Origin of the sequence: Paenibacillus sp. FSL L8-0470 (assembly GCF_038008625.1) — a bacterium.
In the GTDB taxonomy this organism is placed as follows: domain Bacteria; phylum Bacillota; class Bacilli; order Paenibacillales; family Paenibacillaceae; genus Paenibacillus_AQ.
This window is the reverse complement of the sequence record NZ_JBBOZM010000001.1, coordinates 4426322-4443293: the sequence shown is the minus strand read 5'-3', so window position 1 is coordinate 4443293 and position 16972 is coordinate 4426322. Positions and strand designations below refer to the sequence as shown.

Sequence of the window (16972 nt, the reverse complement as noted above, 5' to 3'; positions counted from 1 at the left end):
AGGACATTGAAAGCTAAAGATCTAACAGTTCTACTGGGCGTTATCGGTATTGTGCTTATGATGATTCTGCCCATCCCGGTCTGGCTTCTGGATGTACTGCTGATTGTCAATATTTCGATAGCACTAACCATTATTTTGGTCGCAATGAATACAAAGGATCCGCTGCAATTTTCGATTTTCCCTTCTTTGCTGTTGATCACAACTTTATTCCGTCTCGCACTCAATATTTCCACAACTAAGCTGATCCTTAAGGATGGTCATGCGGGTGAAGTTGTTGCCACGTTCGGCAGCTGGATTGCCGGGGGACAAATCGCTATCGGATTCATCGTCTTTCTAATTCTGGTTGTTGTGCAGTTCATTGTTATTACCAAAGGTTCGGAACGTGTTGCTGAAGTAGGCGCCCGGTTTACATTGGACGCGATGCCCGGTAAACAAATGAGTATTGATGCTGATTTGAATGCAGGGATGATTAATGAACAGCAGGCACGGGAACGCCGCCGGAATGTGGAACGCGAAGCTGACTTCTTCGGAGCAATGGATGGTGCGAGTAAATTCGTCAAAGGTGACGCAATTGCCAGTATCATCATCCTGCTGATCAACCTGATCGGCGGTTTCGTCATCGGGATGACTATTCATGGACTGTCGTTTCAGGAGGCACTTTCGACATATTCCGTACTGACAATTGGTGATGGACTGGTCAGCCAAATTCCTGCTTTGCTCATTTCAACCGCTTCCGGTTTGATCGTTACACGGGCGGCGTCAGAAGGAAACCTGGCAGAGGATTTGACAGGCCAATTATTGTCCTATCCGAAGCTCTTGTATATCGTTGCGGCGACAATTGCCTTCCTTGGATTCTTCACTCCGATTACAATAATGTCTACCTTGCCCCTGGCAGCACTCATGGGATATGCGGCTTACAGCATGGGCCAGAAGGCAAACCAAAAACAAATGGCCGAGGAACAACTGGTCGAGGAGAAGCAGATTGAAGAGGTGCGGAGTCCAGAGAGCGTCATAAACTTGCTTACAGTGGATCCCATTGAATTTGAGTTCGGTTACGGACTTATTCCTCTGGCCGATACAGGTCAGGGTGGAGATTTACTCGACAGAATTATCATGATTAGACGGCAATGTGCCCTAGAAATGGGACTTGTGGTGCCCGTTATTCGTATTCGCGACAATATTCAGCTAAAACCGAATGAATATGTCATAAAAATTAAAGGGAATAATGTCGGCGGTGGTGAATTATTACTTAATCACTATCTTGCCATGAGTCCCGGTTATGATGATGAATCTATAAACGGTATTGAGACTGTTGAACCATCTTTTGGACTTCCGGCACTTTGGATTGACGAATCGGTGAAAGAACGGGCGGAATTATCCGGCTACACCGTAGTTGATCCGCCTTCCGTGGTTGCTACGCATTTGACGGAGCTGATCAAACGTCATGGGCATGAGCTGCTAGGACGTCAGGAAACCAAACAGCTGGTTGACAATCTCCGGGAGAATTACCCCGTGCTGGTTGATGAACTTATTCCTTCGGTACTGGCAATTGGTGATGTTCAGAAGGTGCTCGGTAAGCTGCTGCGCGAAAAGATCTCGATCCGCGATTTGGTGACGATCTTCGAAACGCTGGCGGACTATGGTACTTACACCAAAGATCCTGATATCTTGACCGAGTATGTCCGCCAGTCGTTGTCGAGACAGATTACACAGCAATTTTCCCAAGTGGGAGAGACGCTGCGTGTAATTACTGTCGGGCCTAATTTGGAGAAGAAAATTTCCGAAAGTGTGCAGCAAACGGAACAGGGCAGCTATCTGGCACTGGATCCGGTTTCGACACAAACCGTGTATCAGCGGCTTACAGAACAGATCAACCGTCTGCTTCAGTCCGGGCAGCAGCCTATCGTACTGACTTCACCGACCATTCGTATGTATTTGCGGCAGGTTATTGAGCGGACGATGCAGGATATTCCAGTGTTGTCCTACAGCGAACTGGAACCTAATATCGAAATTCAAAGCGTTGGAGTGGTGAACTTATGAGAGTGAAGCGTTATGTGGTCGATACGATGCCTGACGCCTTGCATTCCATCCGCAGCGAGCTAGGAAGCGATGCCGTCATCCTAAGCACCAAGGAAGTTAAAGTCGGCGGATTTATGGGCATGTTTAAAAAGAAAAAAATTGAAGTTGTAGCCGCAGTAGAAGAGGTGCGGAAGCCGGCTGTACCTGATAAGGCCCCTGTACAATCGCTGAATATTCCGCGTAGTGCAGTGCCGCAGGCCTATCAGAAAGCCGCCACAGCATCATCGCCGTCAGCATCGCTCACGAAGGAGCCTGCGGCTGGCCGGAGCTTTGCTGAAATTGCCGCTGCCATATCGGAAGCCACCGGGATTGCTGAGGCAGGAGGGAATGTAGCCGTTCTACCTTCAACTGCAACCGCAACCGTAACTGCTGTTGAGGAACAGAAAGAGGAATTGGATAGAGAGCTTGCATATGCAATGCAGGTTTCTGCTCCGAAGGAACAGCCTGGATCGGTCACGGCACTTCACGAGAACTTTGGTGCTGAACCCAATCCTCCCGCAGTCTCGGTAGCTGAAAGTGATGTCCTTCGCGAAATCAGGGACATGAAGCACTGGATGGAACGTATCGCCCGCTACTCTTCAAGCGGAGTGGAATTGCCCGAGCAGCTGGAACAGCTTAAGATCCGTTTACTGGACCAGGAGACTGACCCGGTGCTGGTGGAGGAATGGATCAGCAATGTGTTTACCCGCTGGAATGATGAGGGGCGTACCGGAGCTCCTGATCAATTCGGTGAAATGCTGAAAGCTCAGGTGGATGAATTTTTGTCAGGCCGAATTGCAAAAGGAATTGCGGCGGATACGCGGATTGTTTACATTGCCGGGCCAACCGGAGTGGGCAAAACAACAACAATCGCCAAGCTGGCGGCAGAGCAGCTGTTTAAACAAGGCAGGAAGGTAGGCCTCATTACCTCCGATACTTACCGGATTTCCGCGGTGGAGCAGCTGCGCACGTATGCATCGATACTGAATATTCCGCTGGAGGTTGTTCAGTCCCCGGGAGATTTGCAAAGAGCGTTGTTCCGCCTGGAGAGCTGTGACCTCGTTTTGATGGATACGGCAGGCCGGAATTACCGTAATGAGATGCTCGTCGCTGAACTTCAGAGCCTGCTGGCCAAGGAACTTAAGAGTGAAACTTTCCTTGTACTCAGCCTGACCTCCAAAAGCCGCGATATGAAGACGATCGCCGAGCATTTCGGCCGTTATCAGCTTGATAAGGTTATCTTCACAAAGCTGGACGAGACAGGAAGCTATGGTCCGTTATTTAATGTTCTGAATGACTTCCCTCTTATGCTGTCTTATATAACTAATGGCCAGAATGTGCCAGATGACCTGCTAATGGCTACCAAAGAGCAGCTATCAGGGATGTTGCTGGGAACAGGAGGGGCGTAATGGATCAGGCGCAGTCCTTGAGACAGCTGGTGTCCAACAAGGACACCAAACTCGTGCCCAAAGACGGGGTATCCGCCAGAATCATCACCGTATGCAGTGGAAAAGGCGGTGTCGGAAAGTCGAATTTCACGCTGAACTTTGCTTTAGCGCTGAAGGCAATGGGCCGTAAGGTGCTATTGTTCGACGCCGATATCGGAATGGCCAATATAGACGTGTTAATGGGTGTCTCTTCTAAATATAATTTGTACCACCTGCTGAAAAGAGAGGCGGATATCGGACAAATTATTCAGACGGGCCCAGGAGGTCTACAATTCATTGCAGGCGGATCGGGTATGGATGAGCTGTTTTCTCTCTCGGAATCAGATTTGAATTACTTTACAACACAGATTGCGCAAATTGCTGATACTATGGATTTTATCCTGTTCGATACGGGGGCAGGACTTTCCAAAGAAACGCTCAAATTTATTAGCTCGGCGGATGATTGCCTTGTGGTAACAACCCCTGAGCCTACAGCTATAACTGATGCATATGCATTGATGAAGGTAGTGCACAATTCTTTTCCCGAAACTTCTTTTAGACTGATTGTGAACCAAGCAGGAGACGAGAGGGAAGCGAAAGCAACCAGCGACAAAATCCGCATGGCGGCAAGCCGCTTTTTACAATTAGATATTCCGTTTCTCGGGTATATGAGTAGTGATGCACATGTTGTTCAGGCAGTTAAGAAACAAGTTCCATTCTCAGTGGCTTTTCCGAACAGTGCAGCAGCCAAGGACGTACAGCGGCTTGCCCAAAACTATTTGGCCGCGGATTCAGCGGAACCAATCAAGGTAGAGGGCATAAAGGGATTTATCAACAGGTGGTTGAAGCGTAAATAATAATTGTTCTGAATTAGAGGAGCAGAGGTGGAAATGATATGAAGCCATATAAAGTTTTGGTTGTTGATGATTCTGCATTTATGCGCAAGATCATTTCCGATTTGATTGAAAATGACGCGAACTTCCAGGTTACCGCTACGGCTTCAAACGGCCGTGAAGCTATTGAGAAAGTGAATCAGCTTTCTCCGGATCTGGTAACGATGGATGTGGAGATGCCGGAAATGAACGGCCTGGAGGCGCTGAAAATAATAATGGCCCAGCGTCCGCTGCCGGTGATCATGCTCTCAGGAATCAATGAGCAGGGCATGAAGGAAACGATTATGGCGCTGGAGTCAGGAGCATTTGATTTCATACGTAAGCCATCCATTTCCAACTCCCAGGATATTATTGCTGTAGGAGAATCTCTCCGGGAGCAAATGAAAGAAGCGATGATGGCCCGTGAGCAGCGTCAAGCTCGGGCATCCGCCTCCAAGAGTGAGGACAAGCCGCCAGCTGCGGTTACTCCAAAACCTCTGGCGGATCCTCCTGTACGCAAGCAGGAACTTCCCAAGAAAGCAAAAGCTGCGGAAGTTCCCGGCACACCAGCACAAAACAAGTTGAAGCCGGAGGCAAAGACCGCGTCCCCTAAGGAAACGGGCAAGAATTTGCTTGATAAGCAGCCAGGGAATAGCGGATCCCCGCGAAATCCTGTCAATCCTGCTGCAGCTCCGGCAAGCCCGGCATCTTCTGAAAAAGCAAAAAACCGCTCCAAAGCGAACTCTACTCCAGTCACACCTGATGTACGTCTGCAACTGGAGGGTGTCCCCGGTACGTTCGCCGAACCTCCTGCAGCTTCGGCTGACCGGAAGTCCGGCAGTATTAAAGGGCTGCGTAAGCTCGTTGCTGTAGGCTGCTCTACAGGCGGGCCACGTGCGCTCAAAGCGTTTTTGGAGAACATCCCGGCTGAATTTCCGGCACCGATAGTCATTGTCCAGCATATGCCGCCCAATTTCACCAAATCATTGGCCCAGCGGCTTAATACCTTCAGCCCGCTTGAGGTTGCAGAAGCGGAGCATGGCATGATCCTTCGCCAAGGAGCGGCTTATATTGCTCCCGGAGGTTATCATCTGAAGGTTGTTCCAGCAGCAGGCGGACAATATGCGATTGAACTTACGAGTGAGGATGCCCGCAACGGGCATCGTCCATCCGTGGACATGATGTTCGAATCACTATTGCCGCTTACCACGCTGGAACGGCATGCGGTGATTATGACGGGCATGGGCAGCGATGGTGCCAGGATGATGAAGTCCCTATATGATTCGGGTGTAACCTCAACCTTCGCTGAAAGTGAAGAAACCTGCGTTGTATATGGAATGCCGCGATCTGCGGTGGAATTGAATTGCGTTAAACATATCCTGCCTTTGCATGAAATTGCTCCAAGGCTGGTGCAAGCCGTTAAATAATGGAAAAGCGAACTTGAAGGGGAGGTGCTCGTTAGTGGACATGAACCAATATTTATCCATGTTTATTGATGAGTCAAATGATCATCTGCAGTCATTGAACGAAAGTATGATGGGGTTGGAAGCAAATCCTGATGATCTAAGTATTGTACAGGTAATATTCCGCTCTGCGCATACCTTAAAAGGTATGGCGGCTACGATGGGTTTTGAGGATTTGGCTTCTCTTACCCACCAGATGGAAAATGTTCTGGATTTAGTGCGCAATAACAAGCTGCGGATGCAGGATTTCATTTTTGACACACTGTTCAAAAGTCTGGATGCCCTGGAATCAATGGTTGAGGATATTACGGCTGGGGGCGAAGGTAAGGCAGATGTCTCGGCAATTGTGACTTCTCTTCAGGCCATTGTTCGAGGTGAAGTTCCTACTGCAGCCGGTGCCGCTGCCGAGGTTACAGCTGCAGCTCAAAAGACTGGAGACGCTCCGGTGTTTTTAGATGAATTCCAATACTCGGTTCTGCAGCAGTCGCTGCAGGAAGGCCATCAGGTGCTGTATGTGGATGTAGCGATCCGTCAGGATTGTCAGCTTAAAGCAGTGCGGGCATATATGGTTTTCGATCTCCTTGAACGTTCAGGAGAGGTGGTCAAATCCTTCCCTTCGGTTCAGGATATAGAGCAGGAAAAATTCGATTACGGCTTTTCCCTCTATTACATAACCCAAAAGGACGCAAGTGAAATTCAATCCATGATCCTAAACTTATCGGAAATTGATAAGGTTACGGCTTTAGCCCTTGATCAAGAGACACTGGAACAGATGGTGCAGGATATGGCTGCCGCTACTGTGGAAGCACCGGTTCAAGAGGAAACTGCTCCCGTAGCGGCACCGGCTGCAGCACCGGTCAGAGAAGAAACAATCAAAGCGGCAGCTGCCAAAACAGTTGCAGCGCCTTCCAGGACGATCCGCGTAGATATCGAACGCCTGGATGTGCTGATGAACCTGTTTAGTGAACTGCTGATCGACCGTGTCCGTCTGGAACAGCTGGCTACAGAAGTGCAGAATAGTGACCTTACTGAGACTGTTGAACATATGGGACGGGTCAGCGGCGATTTGCAGAACATTGTCATGAAGCTGCGCATGGTACCGGTCGACACGGTATTTAACCGATTCCCCCGCATGGTTCGTGACCTTGCCAAATCTCTGGACAAAAAAATCGATCTGATCGTTACGGGTGCTGAAACAGAGCTTGACCGTACTGTTATTGATGAGATCGGTGATCCGCTGGTGCATTTGCTCCGTAATGCCGTTGACCATGGGGTTGAAGGCGTACAGGAGCGTATTGCTGCCGGCAAACCGGAGACGGGTACGATAAATCTGCGAGCTTTCCATAGCGGCAATCACGTCTTTATCGAAATTGAGGAGGACGGAGCCGGAATAAATCCGCAGAAAATCCTGAAATCTGCCGTTAAAAAGGGAATTCTTACTCAGGATCAGGCTGCTGGCTATTCGGATGATGAAGCCATTCAACTTTTGTTCTCACCGGGCTTCAGTACCGCAGAGGTTATCTCTGACGTATCAGGGCGCGGAGTCGGACTCGATGTCGTGAAATCCAAGATTACTTCTCTTGGCGGCAACGTGGTTGTTTATTCCACCTTTGGTAAAGGAACTAACTTTTCAGTACAGCTTCCACTAACCTTATCGATTATCGCGGCCATGCTGGTGCGGCTTGGTTCTGAGAAATATGCCATCCCGCTTTCTTCCATCGTGGAGACTGGAATTGTGAAGAAAACTCAGATCCGCACGATTCATAGCAACAAAATGATTGAATTCCGTAACGGTCATATCCCTCTGCTTTCTCTGAGCAAATTCTTCTCGGTACCTGATTTTGATGAAAGTACTGAAGAGGAAACGGAAATAGTAGTAGTCCGCAAAGGGGAACGCCTCGTAGCCCTGGCCGTTCAGGATTTTATTGGGCAGAACGAAATCGTCATCAAGAATCTTGGCAAGTATCTGCCTGAGGTTCAAGGCATCTCCGGGGCGACCATACTTGGTGACGGTCAGGTTGCACTTATTATTGATCCGAACGCTTTTATTAAATAATCAGGATAGAACAGGGAGGTTCATTCCATGGCTGAAGATATCAAAGTAATCGTATTTAAACTAGGCGCTGAAGAGTACGGCATCGAAGTGGAGAAAGTCCAAACGATTGAACGCATGATGCCAATTACCCGTGTGCCGAAGACCTACTCCTTTATTAAGGGAGTTATCAATTTGCGCGGAGTGGTTATTCCGGTAATTGATTTGCGGGGCCGTTTCGGAATTGAGGAAGCTGATCATACTGATCAGACCCGTATCATTATCGTCAATGTAAATGCAATGGAAGTTGGCTTTATTGTGGACTCGGCCAATGATGTTATTGACTTGAACCGCGATTCCATCGATACACCACCGGAGGTTGTGGGGGGCATCAGAGCGAAGTATCTGGACGGGGTGGCCAAAATTGGAGAAGAACGTTTACTGATCATGCTCAATTTGAACGAGGTGCTGAACAAGGGCGAAATCGTGCAATTGGAAAGCCTAGAGGGCTAACATATGGAGCTTTTCAAAAACTTCAAGGATTTTAAAATGGATGTCCTTAAGGAAGTGGGCAACATTGGAGCTGGTAACGCCGCCACCGCGTTATCTCAGCTTCTTGGCAAACCGATCGACATGGCTGTTCCGAAAGTGCAGCTGCTGAGCTTTGAAGAAATCACTGAAAAGGTCGGAGGAGCAGAAGAACTGGTATATGCGGTTTTCCTGCGGGTCGAAGGTGAAGCACCGGGCAATCTCTTTTTCATTCTTACTCCGGAAGCGGCTATAAGCCTGCTTAACCGGGTTGCCGGTATTGAGATTTCTCCCGAGCAGGAGCTGGGTGAAATGGAGCTTTCGGCTTTGAATGAAATTGGTAACATTCTCGCCGGGTCTTACCTTTCTTCACTTGCTGACTTCACATCGCTTTCCATGTACCCTACAGTGCCTGCACTGGCCATGGACATGGCCGGGGCCATTCTGGGATACGGTCTGCTGCAGTTCGGTCAGATGGGCGATGATGCTTTGCTGATCGACACAACTTTCCTGGAAGGCAAGGACGAAATTGAAGGACAGTTCTTTCTTATTCCCGATCCAGAATCATTCCCGAAGATCTTTAAATCACTAGGAGTACCGTTTGATAATGATTGAAGAACAAAGCATTATTAAAGTAGGTATGGCAGATCTTAATGTAGGAAGCCAAGACAGCCTTGTGCGTACAACAGGTCTTGGTTCCTGCGTGGGGCTTACATTGTTTGATCCTGGGAAGAAGCTGGCGGGGATGGCGCATGTGATGCTGCCTTCGTCGGATATCGCACGTGAGGGACAAATGAACATTGCCAAATTTGCAGATACCGCAGTGCCGGAGCTTCTGAACCGCTTGCTTGCACTTGGAGCAATGCGCAGCAGGATCGTGGCCAAGATGGCCGGAGGCTCTCAAATGTTTGCCTTTGCCGGGGGGAATGACACCATGAGGATCGGGCCTCGTAATGTGGAATCCTGTAAGCTTGCTTTGGAGGCGCTAAAGATCCCTTTGATTGCCGAGGACACAGGCGGCAATTTTGGCCGCACCATTGAAATTTCCTGCAGTACCGGTATACTCTATATCCGCAGCGTGCAAAAAGGCACTAGGGAAATATAACCATGAGCAGAAAAATAGTAGTGAACACCATCGTCGGAGCGATAGGATTTTTGTTTACCTTTTTTGTGAACTATGGGCATAATTTACTTGGAACAAGTTTAATTCGGGCCAGTTTTGGATTTATTATTTGGTTTGTGCTTGCATTCCTCTTAAGTTGGGTATTGGGTTTTATTGCTGGACAGTCTGTACAGCCAGAAGAGGATGAGACAAGCTTAGAGGGCAATGAGGCGCTGGGTGGCAATTTCGATGTCATTACTCCGGATGAGGATGAAGAATTAATAAACCTGCTGAAACCGAAGCCGGCCGAAGAAAGCGGAAGCACAGAAGGTTTTACACCGCTGCAGCCGCCTAAGCTGGTCTCTATGAAAGATCCTGAAGAATTGGCCAAGGCCGTTCGTCACCTGAAAGAAGAATAAGCGTGTGCTATTGCGGAAGTGGCTCACCTGTTCCGTGTTATGCCCGCTGACTAAACTTTGGGAAGGGTGAAAGCCGTTGAACGAGCATAAAGCTTCTCAATCGGAAACTGACGGGCTCTGGGAACAGTGGAAAGAGCAAGGTAATCCCGAAGCCAAAAAAAAGCTGATTGAGAATTACCTCCATATTGTAGATTACGTGTCCAGCCGCTTAGCAGTCGGATTACCCAAAAATGTATCTAAAGATGATTTGGCCAGCAACGGTGTCATGGGTTTGATTGATGCCATCGAGAAATTCGACTATAAGCGGGGACTCCAGTTTCAGACTTATGCTTCCTGGCGTGTGCGTGGAGCGATTCTTGATTCATTGCGCCAGAGCGACTGGGTTCCCAGGTCCGTGAGGGAGAAAGCCAAAAAAATCGAAGATGCTTACCAGCAGCTGGAGCAGAAATACCTAAGATCAGTCAGTGACGAGGAAATGAGCGAATATCTGAATGTTTCGGAGACGGAATTTCAGAATATGCTGCAGGACGTAGCAGTAATGTCGCTCTGCTCACTAGAGGATCCTATTCGCGAGGAAGAATCAGAGACACGCTTGTCCATCCTGGTGGATGACAAAGCCAAAAATCCGGATCGCAAAGTAAATGAGTTTTATTTGCGCGATACGCTGACTAAAGGCATCGAGAAACTAACGGTGAAAGAAAGGACCGTTGTGTCCCTTTTATATTATGAAGATTTATCATTAAGCGAGATCGCCGAGGTGATGTCACTGTCGCCTTCACGGATTTCGCAGCTTCATTCAAAAGCTATTTTGCGGCTGAGAGGAACGCTTGAGAAAAATCGCGATCTTCTCATGCAAAACGATTAACCGGGCGACGGTGACAAGGGGGAGCAAAATTGATCGGTAATTATGCTTTGAACCAGTACGTGAGTATCACGTTTTCGGAGGATAAAGGGATTGCGTACCTCCAATTTTCCAAAAGGGATGAAAACTTCTCCTGTTCGAGTGAAGATCTCGAAAGCTTCCTAAACAGTCACAATATTCGTTACGGTATTCAGCGGGATATTGTACAGCGAATCAGCAGTAATCCAGAAGAGTATTTCTTCAACAGGGTGCCAATTGCGATTGGTGATCCCGCGGAGAATGGTACGGATGGGCGGGTGGTCCTTACTATTGATATGGAGGAGGACCGCAAACCGCTCGAAAAAGCTGATGGAAAGGTCGATTATAAGGACCTGGTCCGGCTTCACAATGTTAAGAAAGGCCAGTTGATTGCCAGAAAAATTCCGCCGATGCCCGGCAAAAGCGGCAATACGGTTACCGGTGAGGAAATTCCGTATCGGGTGGGAAAAGACGCACACTTTAAAGTCGGCAAAAATGTTTTGATCGATCAAGATGAAACTTCGATGTATGCCGCGATGGACGGACTCGTTACTCTGACGGAGAAGGGAAAGGTCAATGTTTTCCCGGTTTATGAAGTCAACGGTGATGTTGATTACAGTACGGGAAATATTGATTTTGTAGGGACAGTTGTTATTCGTGGCAATGTCTTGACCGGGTTTACGGTTAAATCTGCCGGAGATATCCGTGTGGTTGGCGGAGTGGAAGGTGCTGAACTGATTTCCGGGGGATCGATCGAGATTGCCGGCGGAATTATCGGATACAACAAGGGACTCGTCAGTGCAGGCAAAAATGTAAAAGTATCGTTCATCCAGGATGGAAATGTTGTCGCCGGAGAGGATGTTATCGTTTCGCAAAGTATTATGCACTCTAATATCCGGGCAGGCCGGGATGTGCTTTGTAATGGATCAAAGGGACTTATAGTAGGTGGAGTTGTACAAGCCGGTGAAAGAGTTGTAGCAAGAACCATCGGAAATACGATGTCTACGGCGACGGCTATTGAGGTTGGCGTTGTACCAGAACTCCGGAATGAGATTAACGATCTGCGCCATGAGCTGCGGCAGCTGCTTGAAAATGAGGATAAAACCAACAAAGCGCTGTACCTGCTGAATCAATTGGCGAACAATGGTCAGCTTGCTCCTGATAAGGTGGCTTTGCGCGTTAAACTGAACGCCACTAAGCAATCGCATATGCGTGAGGAGAAGCGCATTAAAGAGCGTGTACTAGAAATTGAAAGAATGCTCGAGGATACGGTTAGAGCAAGGGTGGAAGTAGTTAAGACCATTTACGGAGGTTCCAAAATCGTAATTGGCAGATATACACGTTTTGTCAAGGATCCTACGGAACGGGTTGTATTTATTTATAGTGAAGGCGATATCACATTGGCGCCGTACGTTTAATCAGGCGGGCAGCGACAGGCGGCCGGCCATCCTTGATGTCTAAGTACAGCAGGCTTCGGAAGGATTTGCGAATCTTGGGACGGCCCGTCCGTTTCTATTTATGAGAAGAGGGTTGCTATGAGTCTGAAACCGGTGGAATTGCAGATTGCCCTGCCCCGGACAACTGACGCGGGCAAAGTCCAGCATGGGCTGCAGCATCGTCCTGCTGTGGATCAGCAGCAGCTCGCAGGACAGAATGTCAAGCAGAGCTCGGAGCTGGCCCATCGCAGCACTGAGGTTGACGAATCTGCGGAAGCTGCGCTGCGCAATGATGATAGCCAGGGAAATCATGCGGGAAGTCAGTCCTCTTCCCATCAACAAGAGAAACAGCAGACGTCTCACGACGCTGAACATCCCTATAAGGGCCGACGGATCGATCTCAGTCTCTGAGAGGATATAATTTGATATGTAAAAGGAGATAGGGCACTTGCAACCATGGGTATATATCGTGCTGGTAGGCGCTGTCGCTATCGTTTATGCCCTGAGACTGCCGGCGCGTGCAAAAGAAGACTCAGCCGATAAGCAGAGTCTAAAGGAAACAGAAGCGGCGCTTGAACTATATATGGCGGACATCGAGCGGGAAAATGATAAAATGCTGCAGCTTGTCAGCGGCATCAAACAGCAATCCCAGAACAACAGAACAGCAATGCAGGAGGAGATCAATTCACTTCGGGAGCAAGTTGCCGATCTGCAGAAGAACTCAATGCTGCTTGAAACGCGTCTGACGGCTGAAGAAAAGGGCCTGCTGCAGCTAACAGCTTCATTTGCCAAGGAATCTTCAGCCAGCCGCGCTTCAGAAGCTGTGAGACCGCCTTCAACAGAGCACGCTGCAGAACAGCCGGAGCCGAAACCAAAGCCGGTCAACTCGATCAAATTGCGTTATCCGCGATTGTTCGAGCTGCATGAGCAAGGAAAGTCTATTGACGCTATCGCTAAGACAGCAGGACTTCAGCGTGGAGAGGTTCAACTGATTCTGCAGCTGGCCAAGCAGGAGGAAACGGTATGATCAAGAATCGTTCCTTCATGTTCGGACTAGGTACAGGCCTGATTGCCGGAGCATTACTGCTGCAAGTGATGATCACCGGGGGAGCCGCTCCCTTGTCCAAGGAGAAGCTAATCAAGGAAGCTGCGAAGCTGAACCTTACCGTAACCGATCCGAGTGCAACACCTACTGCCACTAGTAATACAGGTAACACAGGAGAGGGAACAGAAGGATCAGGGAAAGAGGGGACAGCTGCGGTTGTTCCGTCAGCAACTGAATCCGCCGCTCCAGCTTCGCCTGCTTCTACGCCGCAAGCAGCGGTGGAGCCAAGCGCTGCCGCTGCTCCTTCTAAGCCGGCTACCCCGTCAAAGCCTGCAAGCGAGAAGAAACCATCAAGTGCCCCAGTTGCGCCAGCCACTCCGGAGGTTGCTGTAAACGGCTCGATATCTGTTACAATTCCTACCGGCAGCACACTTACGGAAACTGCCGATTTGCTGGTCAAAGCAGGTGTGATTACGGATAAGAACAAGTTTCTTCAGACGGCAGTAAGCCGTAAAGCCAACACAAAAATTCAAAATGGACGGTACAGCTTTACTAAAGGCGAGAGTAATAATGTTATCATTGATAAGCTGATTACAGTGAAATAATTTATCTTAGAACTTTGGAATTCACAAAACTTTTCATGAATCGTTGCATACATTATTTTATTATGGTATAGTAATTGACGGTGTTAAAACACACGCCGGTTGATTTCGACAAGGGGTGCTTTCTTCAGAAGAAAGTCTTGTAGAAAAATGACGCACGGCGGAGGAGACACACAATAAACCAAAACTAGGAGGTGTGTGAAGATGGCAGTAATTTCCATGAAGCAGCTTCTCGAAGCTGGGGTACACTTCGGTCATCAGACTCGTCGTTGGAATCCAAAGATGGATCGTTATATCTTCACTGAAAGAAACGGAATTTACATTATTGACCTGCAAAAAACGGTTAAAAAGGTAGAGGAAGCTTACAACTTTGTGAAAAGCGTCGCTGGCGACAACGGCACAATCCTGTTCGTAGGAACAAAGAAACAAGCTCAAGATTCCGTAAAAGAAGAAGCTGAACGTTCGGGTATGTTCTTCATTAACCAACGTTGGCTGGGTGGTACCCTGACTAACTTCCAAACTATTCAGAAGCGTATTGATCGCCTGAAGAAACTGGAAGCTTGGGAAGAAGACGGTACCTTCGCAGTTCTGCCTAAGAAAGAAGTAATCCTTCTCCGCAAAGAGAAAGATCGTCTTGAAAAATTCCTGGGCGGCATCAAGAACATGAAAGGTCTGCCAAGCGCGCTGTTCATCATCGACCCGCGTAAAGAGCGCATCGCTGTTGCGGAAGCTCGCAAATTGGGTATTCCTATCGTGGCTATCGTTGATACTAACTGTGATCCGGACGAAATCGACTATGTTATCCCGGGCAACGACGACGCAATTCGCGCCGTGAAATTGCTTACTGGTAAAATGGCTGATGCCGTTGTCGAAGCTCATCAGGGCGAAGACACAACTACTGCTTAAATAGCAGCCGGAATCAAACAAGAACTTAAATGAAAAGGGTGGTTGGCAGGTGGATAACCTCTCACTGCCCTTTTTTTAGGATAATGGACCAAAATGGTATAAAACGACAATTATCTGGAGGGAATAACAATGGCAGTAGATGCAAAAGCAGTAAAGGAACTTCGTGAAAGAACAGGCGCAGGGATGCTGGATTGCAAAAAGGCGCTTGAAGAAGCTAATAATGACATCACCAAAGCCGCTGAATTGCTTCGCGAAAAAGGTCTTTCCGCAGCAGCAAACAAAGCTGGACGTATTGCTACTGAAGGTACAGTAGAATCTTACATCCATGCTGGCGGACGTATTGGCGTACTTGTAGAAATCAACTGCGAAACTGACTTCGTAGGTAAAACGGATTCCTTCAAAGAATTTGCACGCGATATCGCAATGCAAATTGCTGCAGCTAACCCGCTGTATGTTCGTCGTGAAGAAGTTCCGGCAGAAGCTGTAGAGAAAGAAAAAGAAATTCTGAAGGCACAAGCACTTAATGAAGGCAAGCCTGAGAAAATCGTTGAAAAAATGGTTGAAGGCCGTATCAGCAAGTTCTACGAAGAATATTGTTTGCTTGAGCAATCCTTCGTTAAAGATCCGGACAAAACTATTTCCCAGCTGCTGAACGAAAAAATCAGCACCATTGGCGAAAACATCTCCATCCGTCGTTTTGTTCGTTTTGAACTGGGCGAAGGCCTGGAAAAGAAAGTCGACAACTTTGTTGAAGAAGTAATGGCGCAAGTTAATCAATAAGAAGCAAGACTGATTACAACTTCATTGAACTGAATAATGCAAGCATCAAATGAACGGAACACAGGCACAATCGTGTTCCGTCTTTTGTAAGAAAGTGAGGGTATACATTTGGAACAGCCGGTATTTAAAAGAGTAGTCCTTAAGGTAAGCGGTGAGTCACTATCAGGACAAAACGGATATGGCATTGATGCCGAGACGATTATTTCCATCGCAGAGCAGGTCAAGGAAGTTGTTGAGCTTGGAGTTCAAGTCGCTATTGTTTGCGGCGGAGGCAATATCTGGCGCGGAATCGCAGGAAGCGCAAGCGGTATAGACCGTGCAACAGCCGACTACATGGGGATGCTGGCAACAGTGATGAACTCACTTGCACTGCAGGATGCATTGGAGCAAATCGATGTTCCTACCCGGGTACAGACCTCCATTTCGATGCAGCAGATTGCTGAGCCTTACATCCGCCGCCGCGCCATTCGCCATTTGGAGAAAGGCCGCGTGGTAATCTTTGCCGCAGGAACGGGCAACCCCTTCTTCTCGACGGATACGACAGCAGCTCTCAGAGCAGCTGAGATTGAAGCGGAAGTTATCCTGATGGCGAAGAATAAAGTGGACGGTGTCTACTCAGCAGATCCTTTCAAAGACAGTACTGCTGAGAAATACGAGCAGCTGACCTATATGGACGTGCTGAACAAAAATCTTGGCGTCATGGATTCCACTGCATCCTCTCTGTGCATGGACAATAATATACCGCTCATTGTGTTTGCTATTACAGAGCAAGGCAATATCAAACGTGTCGTTCTCGGTGAGAAGATCGGGACGATTGTTAAAGGGAGTGTAGATTAATGCCACAAGCGGTCAAGAAAAATGCCGAAGAGCGTATGGAAAAAGCGATTTTATCGCTGAAACGTGATTTGGCCTCATTGCGGGCGGGACGCGCTTCGACAGCGCTGCTGGATCGCATTCAAGTTGAATATTATGGTGCACCTACCCCTGTCAACCAGCTGGCCAACATCAGTACACCGGATTCACGGACGCTGCTGATTCAGCCTTGGGACAGATCATCGCTTTCCGACATTGAACGGGCAATTATGAAGTCCGATCTGGGACTTACACCGGCTAACGACGGTACAATCATCCGTTTGTCCATCCCTGCGCTAACCGAGGAACGTCGTACTGAGCTTGTGAAGTTCACCAAAAAGTTCGGTGAGGAAGCAAAGGTAGCCATCCGCAATATCCGCCGCGATGCCAACGATGATATCAAGAAAATGGAGAAGAACGGCATCTCCGAAGATGAATCACACGGACACCAAGAAGATATTCAGAAATCAACGGATAAGTTCATAGCTGAAGTTGATAAGGTGCTCTTGTCCAAAGAAAAAGAGATTATGGAAGTATAATGACAATCAAGAGACTTCAGGGCCCCTCCGT

At 48.3% G+C, this 16972-nt stretch carries 18 protein-coding genes; all 18 read left to right on the top strand.

What is annotated here, in order from left to right; genetic code table 11:
* The first annotated feature begins 6 nt into the window (after positions 1–6).
* The 18 genes from flhA to frr all read left to right on the top strand — a co-directional run bounded on the left by flhA (position 7) and on the right by frr (position 16941).
* On the top strand, positions 7–2040 hold the full coding sequence (gene flhA, locus NST99_RS20040) for a flagellar biosynthesis protein FlhA (protein ID WP_341093984.1): 2034 nt from the start codon (positions 7–9) through the stop codon (positions 2038–2040).
* Positions 2037–3467, top strand: a complete 1431-nt coding sequence (flhF, locus tag NST99_RS20035; RefSeq protein WP_341093982.1) for a flagellar biosynthesis protein FlhF — start codon at positions 2037–2039, stop codon at positions 3465–3467. Before flhA ends, flhF begins: the two co-directional genes overlap by 4 nt.
* Positions 3467–4342 carry a MinD/ParA family protein gene (locus NST99_RS20030; protein ID WP_341093981.1) on the top strand — a complete coding sequence of 292 codons (876 nt, stop codon included), beginning with the start codon at positions 3467–3469 and terminating at the stop codon, positions 4340–4342. The genes flhF and NST99_RS20030 overlap by 1 nt, the downstream gene beginning before the upstream one ends.
* Before the next feature lie 38 nt (positions 4343–4380).
* Positions 4381–5784, top strand: coding sequence for a protein-glutamate methylesterase/protein-glutamine glutaminase (locus tag NST99_RS20025; RefSeq protein WP_341093980.1), 1404 nt, complete (start codon positions 4381–4383; stop codon positions 5782–5784).
* 34 nt (positions 5785–5818) lie between these two features.
* The gene (locus NST99_RS20020) at positions 5819–7876 is read left to right on the top strand and encodes a chemotaxis protein CheA (protein ID WP_341093979.1); all 2058 of its coding nucleotides are present in this window, start codon (positions 5819–5821) and stop codon (positions 7874–7876) included.
* A 27-nt stretch (positions 7877–7903) separates the two neighbouring features.
* Entirely contained in the window at positions 7904–8365 is a 462-nt protein-coding gene (locus NST99_RS20015; RefSeq protein WP_341093977.1) for a chemotaxis protein CheW, read from the top strand.
* A gap of 3 nt (positions 8366–8368) precedes the next feature.
* Positions 8369–8995, top strand: a complete 627-nt coding sequence (locus NST99_RS20010) for a chemotaxis protein CheC (RefSeq protein WP_038593470.1) — start codon at positions 8369–8371, stop codon at positions 8993–8995.
* Positions 8988–9485 carry a chemotaxis protein CheD gene (locus tag NST99_RS20005; protein WP_038593467.1) on the top strand — a complete coding sequence of 166 codons (498 nt, stop codon included), beginning with the start codon at positions 8988–8990 and terminating at the stop codon, positions 9483–9485. Before NST99_RS20010 ends, NST99_RS20005 begins: the two co-directional genes overlap by 8 nt.
* A 2-nt stretch (positions 9486–9487) precedes the next feature.
* Positions 9488–9901, top strand: coding sequence for a hypothetical protein (locus NST99_RS20000; RefSeq protein ID WP_341093976.1), 414 nt, complete (start codon positions 9488–9490; stop codon positions 9899–9901).
* A gap of 76 nt (positions 9902–9977) precedes the next feature.
* On the top strand, positions 9978–10766 hold the full coding sequence (locus NST99_RS19995; RefSeq protein WP_076110092.1) for a FliA/WhiG family RNA polymerase sigma factor: 789 nt from the start codon (positions 9978–9980) through the stop codon (positions 10764–10766).
* A gap of 29 nt (positions 10767–10795) precedes the next feature.
* A complete protein-coding gene (locus NST99_RS19990) occupies positions 10796–12199 on the top strand; it encodes a DUF342 domain-containing protein (RefSeq protein WP_341093975.1) in 1404 nt (467 codons plus the stop codon).
* Positions 12200–12316: 117 nt separating this feature from the next.
* Positions 12317–12628, top strand: a complete 312-nt coding sequence (locus NST99_RS19985; RefSeq protein WP_341093974.1) for a hypothetical protein — start codon at positions 12317–12319, stop codon at positions 12626–12628.
* 37 nt (positions 12629–12665) lie between these two features.
* The gene (locus NST99_RS19980) at positions 12666–13244 is read left to right on the top strand and encodes a hypothetical protein (protein WP_341093973.1); all 579 of its coding nucleotides are present in this window, start codon (positions 12666–12668) and stop codon (positions 13242–13244) included.
* Positions 13241–13867 (top strand): hypothetical protein, encoded by a 627-nt coding sequence (locus NST99_RS19975; protein WP_341093972.1) that lies wholly within the window; start codon positions 13241–13243, stop codon positions 13865–13867. The genes NST99_RS19980 and NST99_RS19975 overlap by 4 nt, the downstream gene beginning before the upstream one ends.
* Before the next feature lie 201 nt (positions 13868–14068).
* On the top strand, positions 14069–14770 hold the full coding sequence (rpsB, locus tag NST99_RS19970) for a 30S ribosomal protein S2 (RefSeq protein ID WP_036692565.1): 702 nt from the start codon (positions 14069–14071) through the stop codon (positions 14768–14770).
* A 129-nt stretch (positions 14771–14899) separates the two neighbouring features.
* Positions 14900–15550: a translation elongation factor Ts gene (tsf, locus tag NST99_RS19965; RefSeq protein WP_341093971.1), complete on the top strand. Its 651-nt coding sequence runs from the start codon at positions 14900–14902 to the stop codon at positions 15548–15550.
* A 108-nt stretch (positions 15551–15658) separates the two neighbouring features.
* Positions 15659–16387 carry a UMP kinase gene (pyrH, locus tag NST99_RS19960; RefSeq protein ID WP_038593446.1) on the top strand — a complete coding sequence of 243 codons (729 nt, stop codon included), beginning with the start codon at positions 15659–15661 and terminating at the stop codon, positions 16385–16387.
* Positions 16387–16941 (top strand): ribosome recycling factor, encoded by a 555-nt coding sequence (frr, locus tag NST99_RS19955; protein WP_038593444.1) that lies wholly within the window; start codon positions 16387–16389, stop codon positions 16939–16941. The genes pyrH and frr overlap by 1 nt, the downstream gene beginning before the upstream one ends.
* Positions 16942–16972: the final 31 nt, after the last annotated feature.

What these genes read in the sequence shown, in the direction of transcription:
- flhF (WP_341093982.1), top strand. Translation starts at nt 2,037, where the DNA reads ATGAGAGTGAAGCGTTATGTGGTCGATACGATGCCTGACGCCTTGCAT.
- NST99_RS20030 (WP_341093981.1), top strand. Translation starts at nt 3,467, where the DNA reads ATGGATCAGGCGCAGTCCTTGAGACAGCTGGTGTCCAACAAGGACACC.
- NST99_RS20025 (WP_341093980.1), top strand. Translation starts at nt 4,381, where the DNA reads ATGAAGCCATATAAAGTTTTGGTTGTTGATGATTCTGCATTTATGCGC.
- NST99_RS20015 (WP_341093977.1), top strand. Translation starts at nt 7,904, where the DNA reads ATGGCTGAAGATATCAAAGTAATCGTATTTAAACTAGGCGCTGAAGAG.
- NST99_RS20010 (WP_038593470.1), top strand. Translation starts at nt 8,369, where the DNA reads ATGGAGCTTTTCAAAAACTTCAAGGATTTTAAAATGGATGTCCTTAAG.
- NST99_RS20005 (WP_038593467.1), top strand. Translation starts at nt 8,988, where the DNA reads ATGATTGAAGAACAAAGCATTATTAAAGTAGGTATGGCAGATCTTAAT.
- NST99_RS20000 (WP_341093976.1), top strand. Translation starts at nt 9,488, where the DNA reads ATGAGCAGAAAAATAGTAGTGAACACCATCGTCGGAGCGATAGGATTT.
- NST99_RS19985 (WP_341093974.1), top strand. Translation starts at nt 12,317, where the DNA reads ATGAGTCTGAAACCGGTGGAATTGCAGATTGCCCTGCCCCGGACAACT.
- NST99_RS19975 (WP_341093972.1), top strand. Translation starts at nt 13,241, where the DNA reads ATGATCAAGAATCGTTCCTTCATGTTCGGACTAGGTACAGGCCTGATT.
- rpsB (WP_036692565.1), top strand. Translation starts at nt 14,069, where the DNA reads ATGGCAGTAATTTCCATGAAGCAGCTTCTCGAAGCTGGGGTACACTTC.
- tsf (WP_341093971.1), top strand. Translation starts at nt 14,900, where the DNA reads ATGGCAGTAGATGCAAAAGCAGTAAAGGAACTTCGTGAAAGAACAGGC.
- frr (WP_038593444.1), top strand. Translation starts at nt 16,387, where the DNA reads ATGCCACAAGCGGTCAAGAAAAATGCCGAAGAGCGTATGGAAAAAGCG.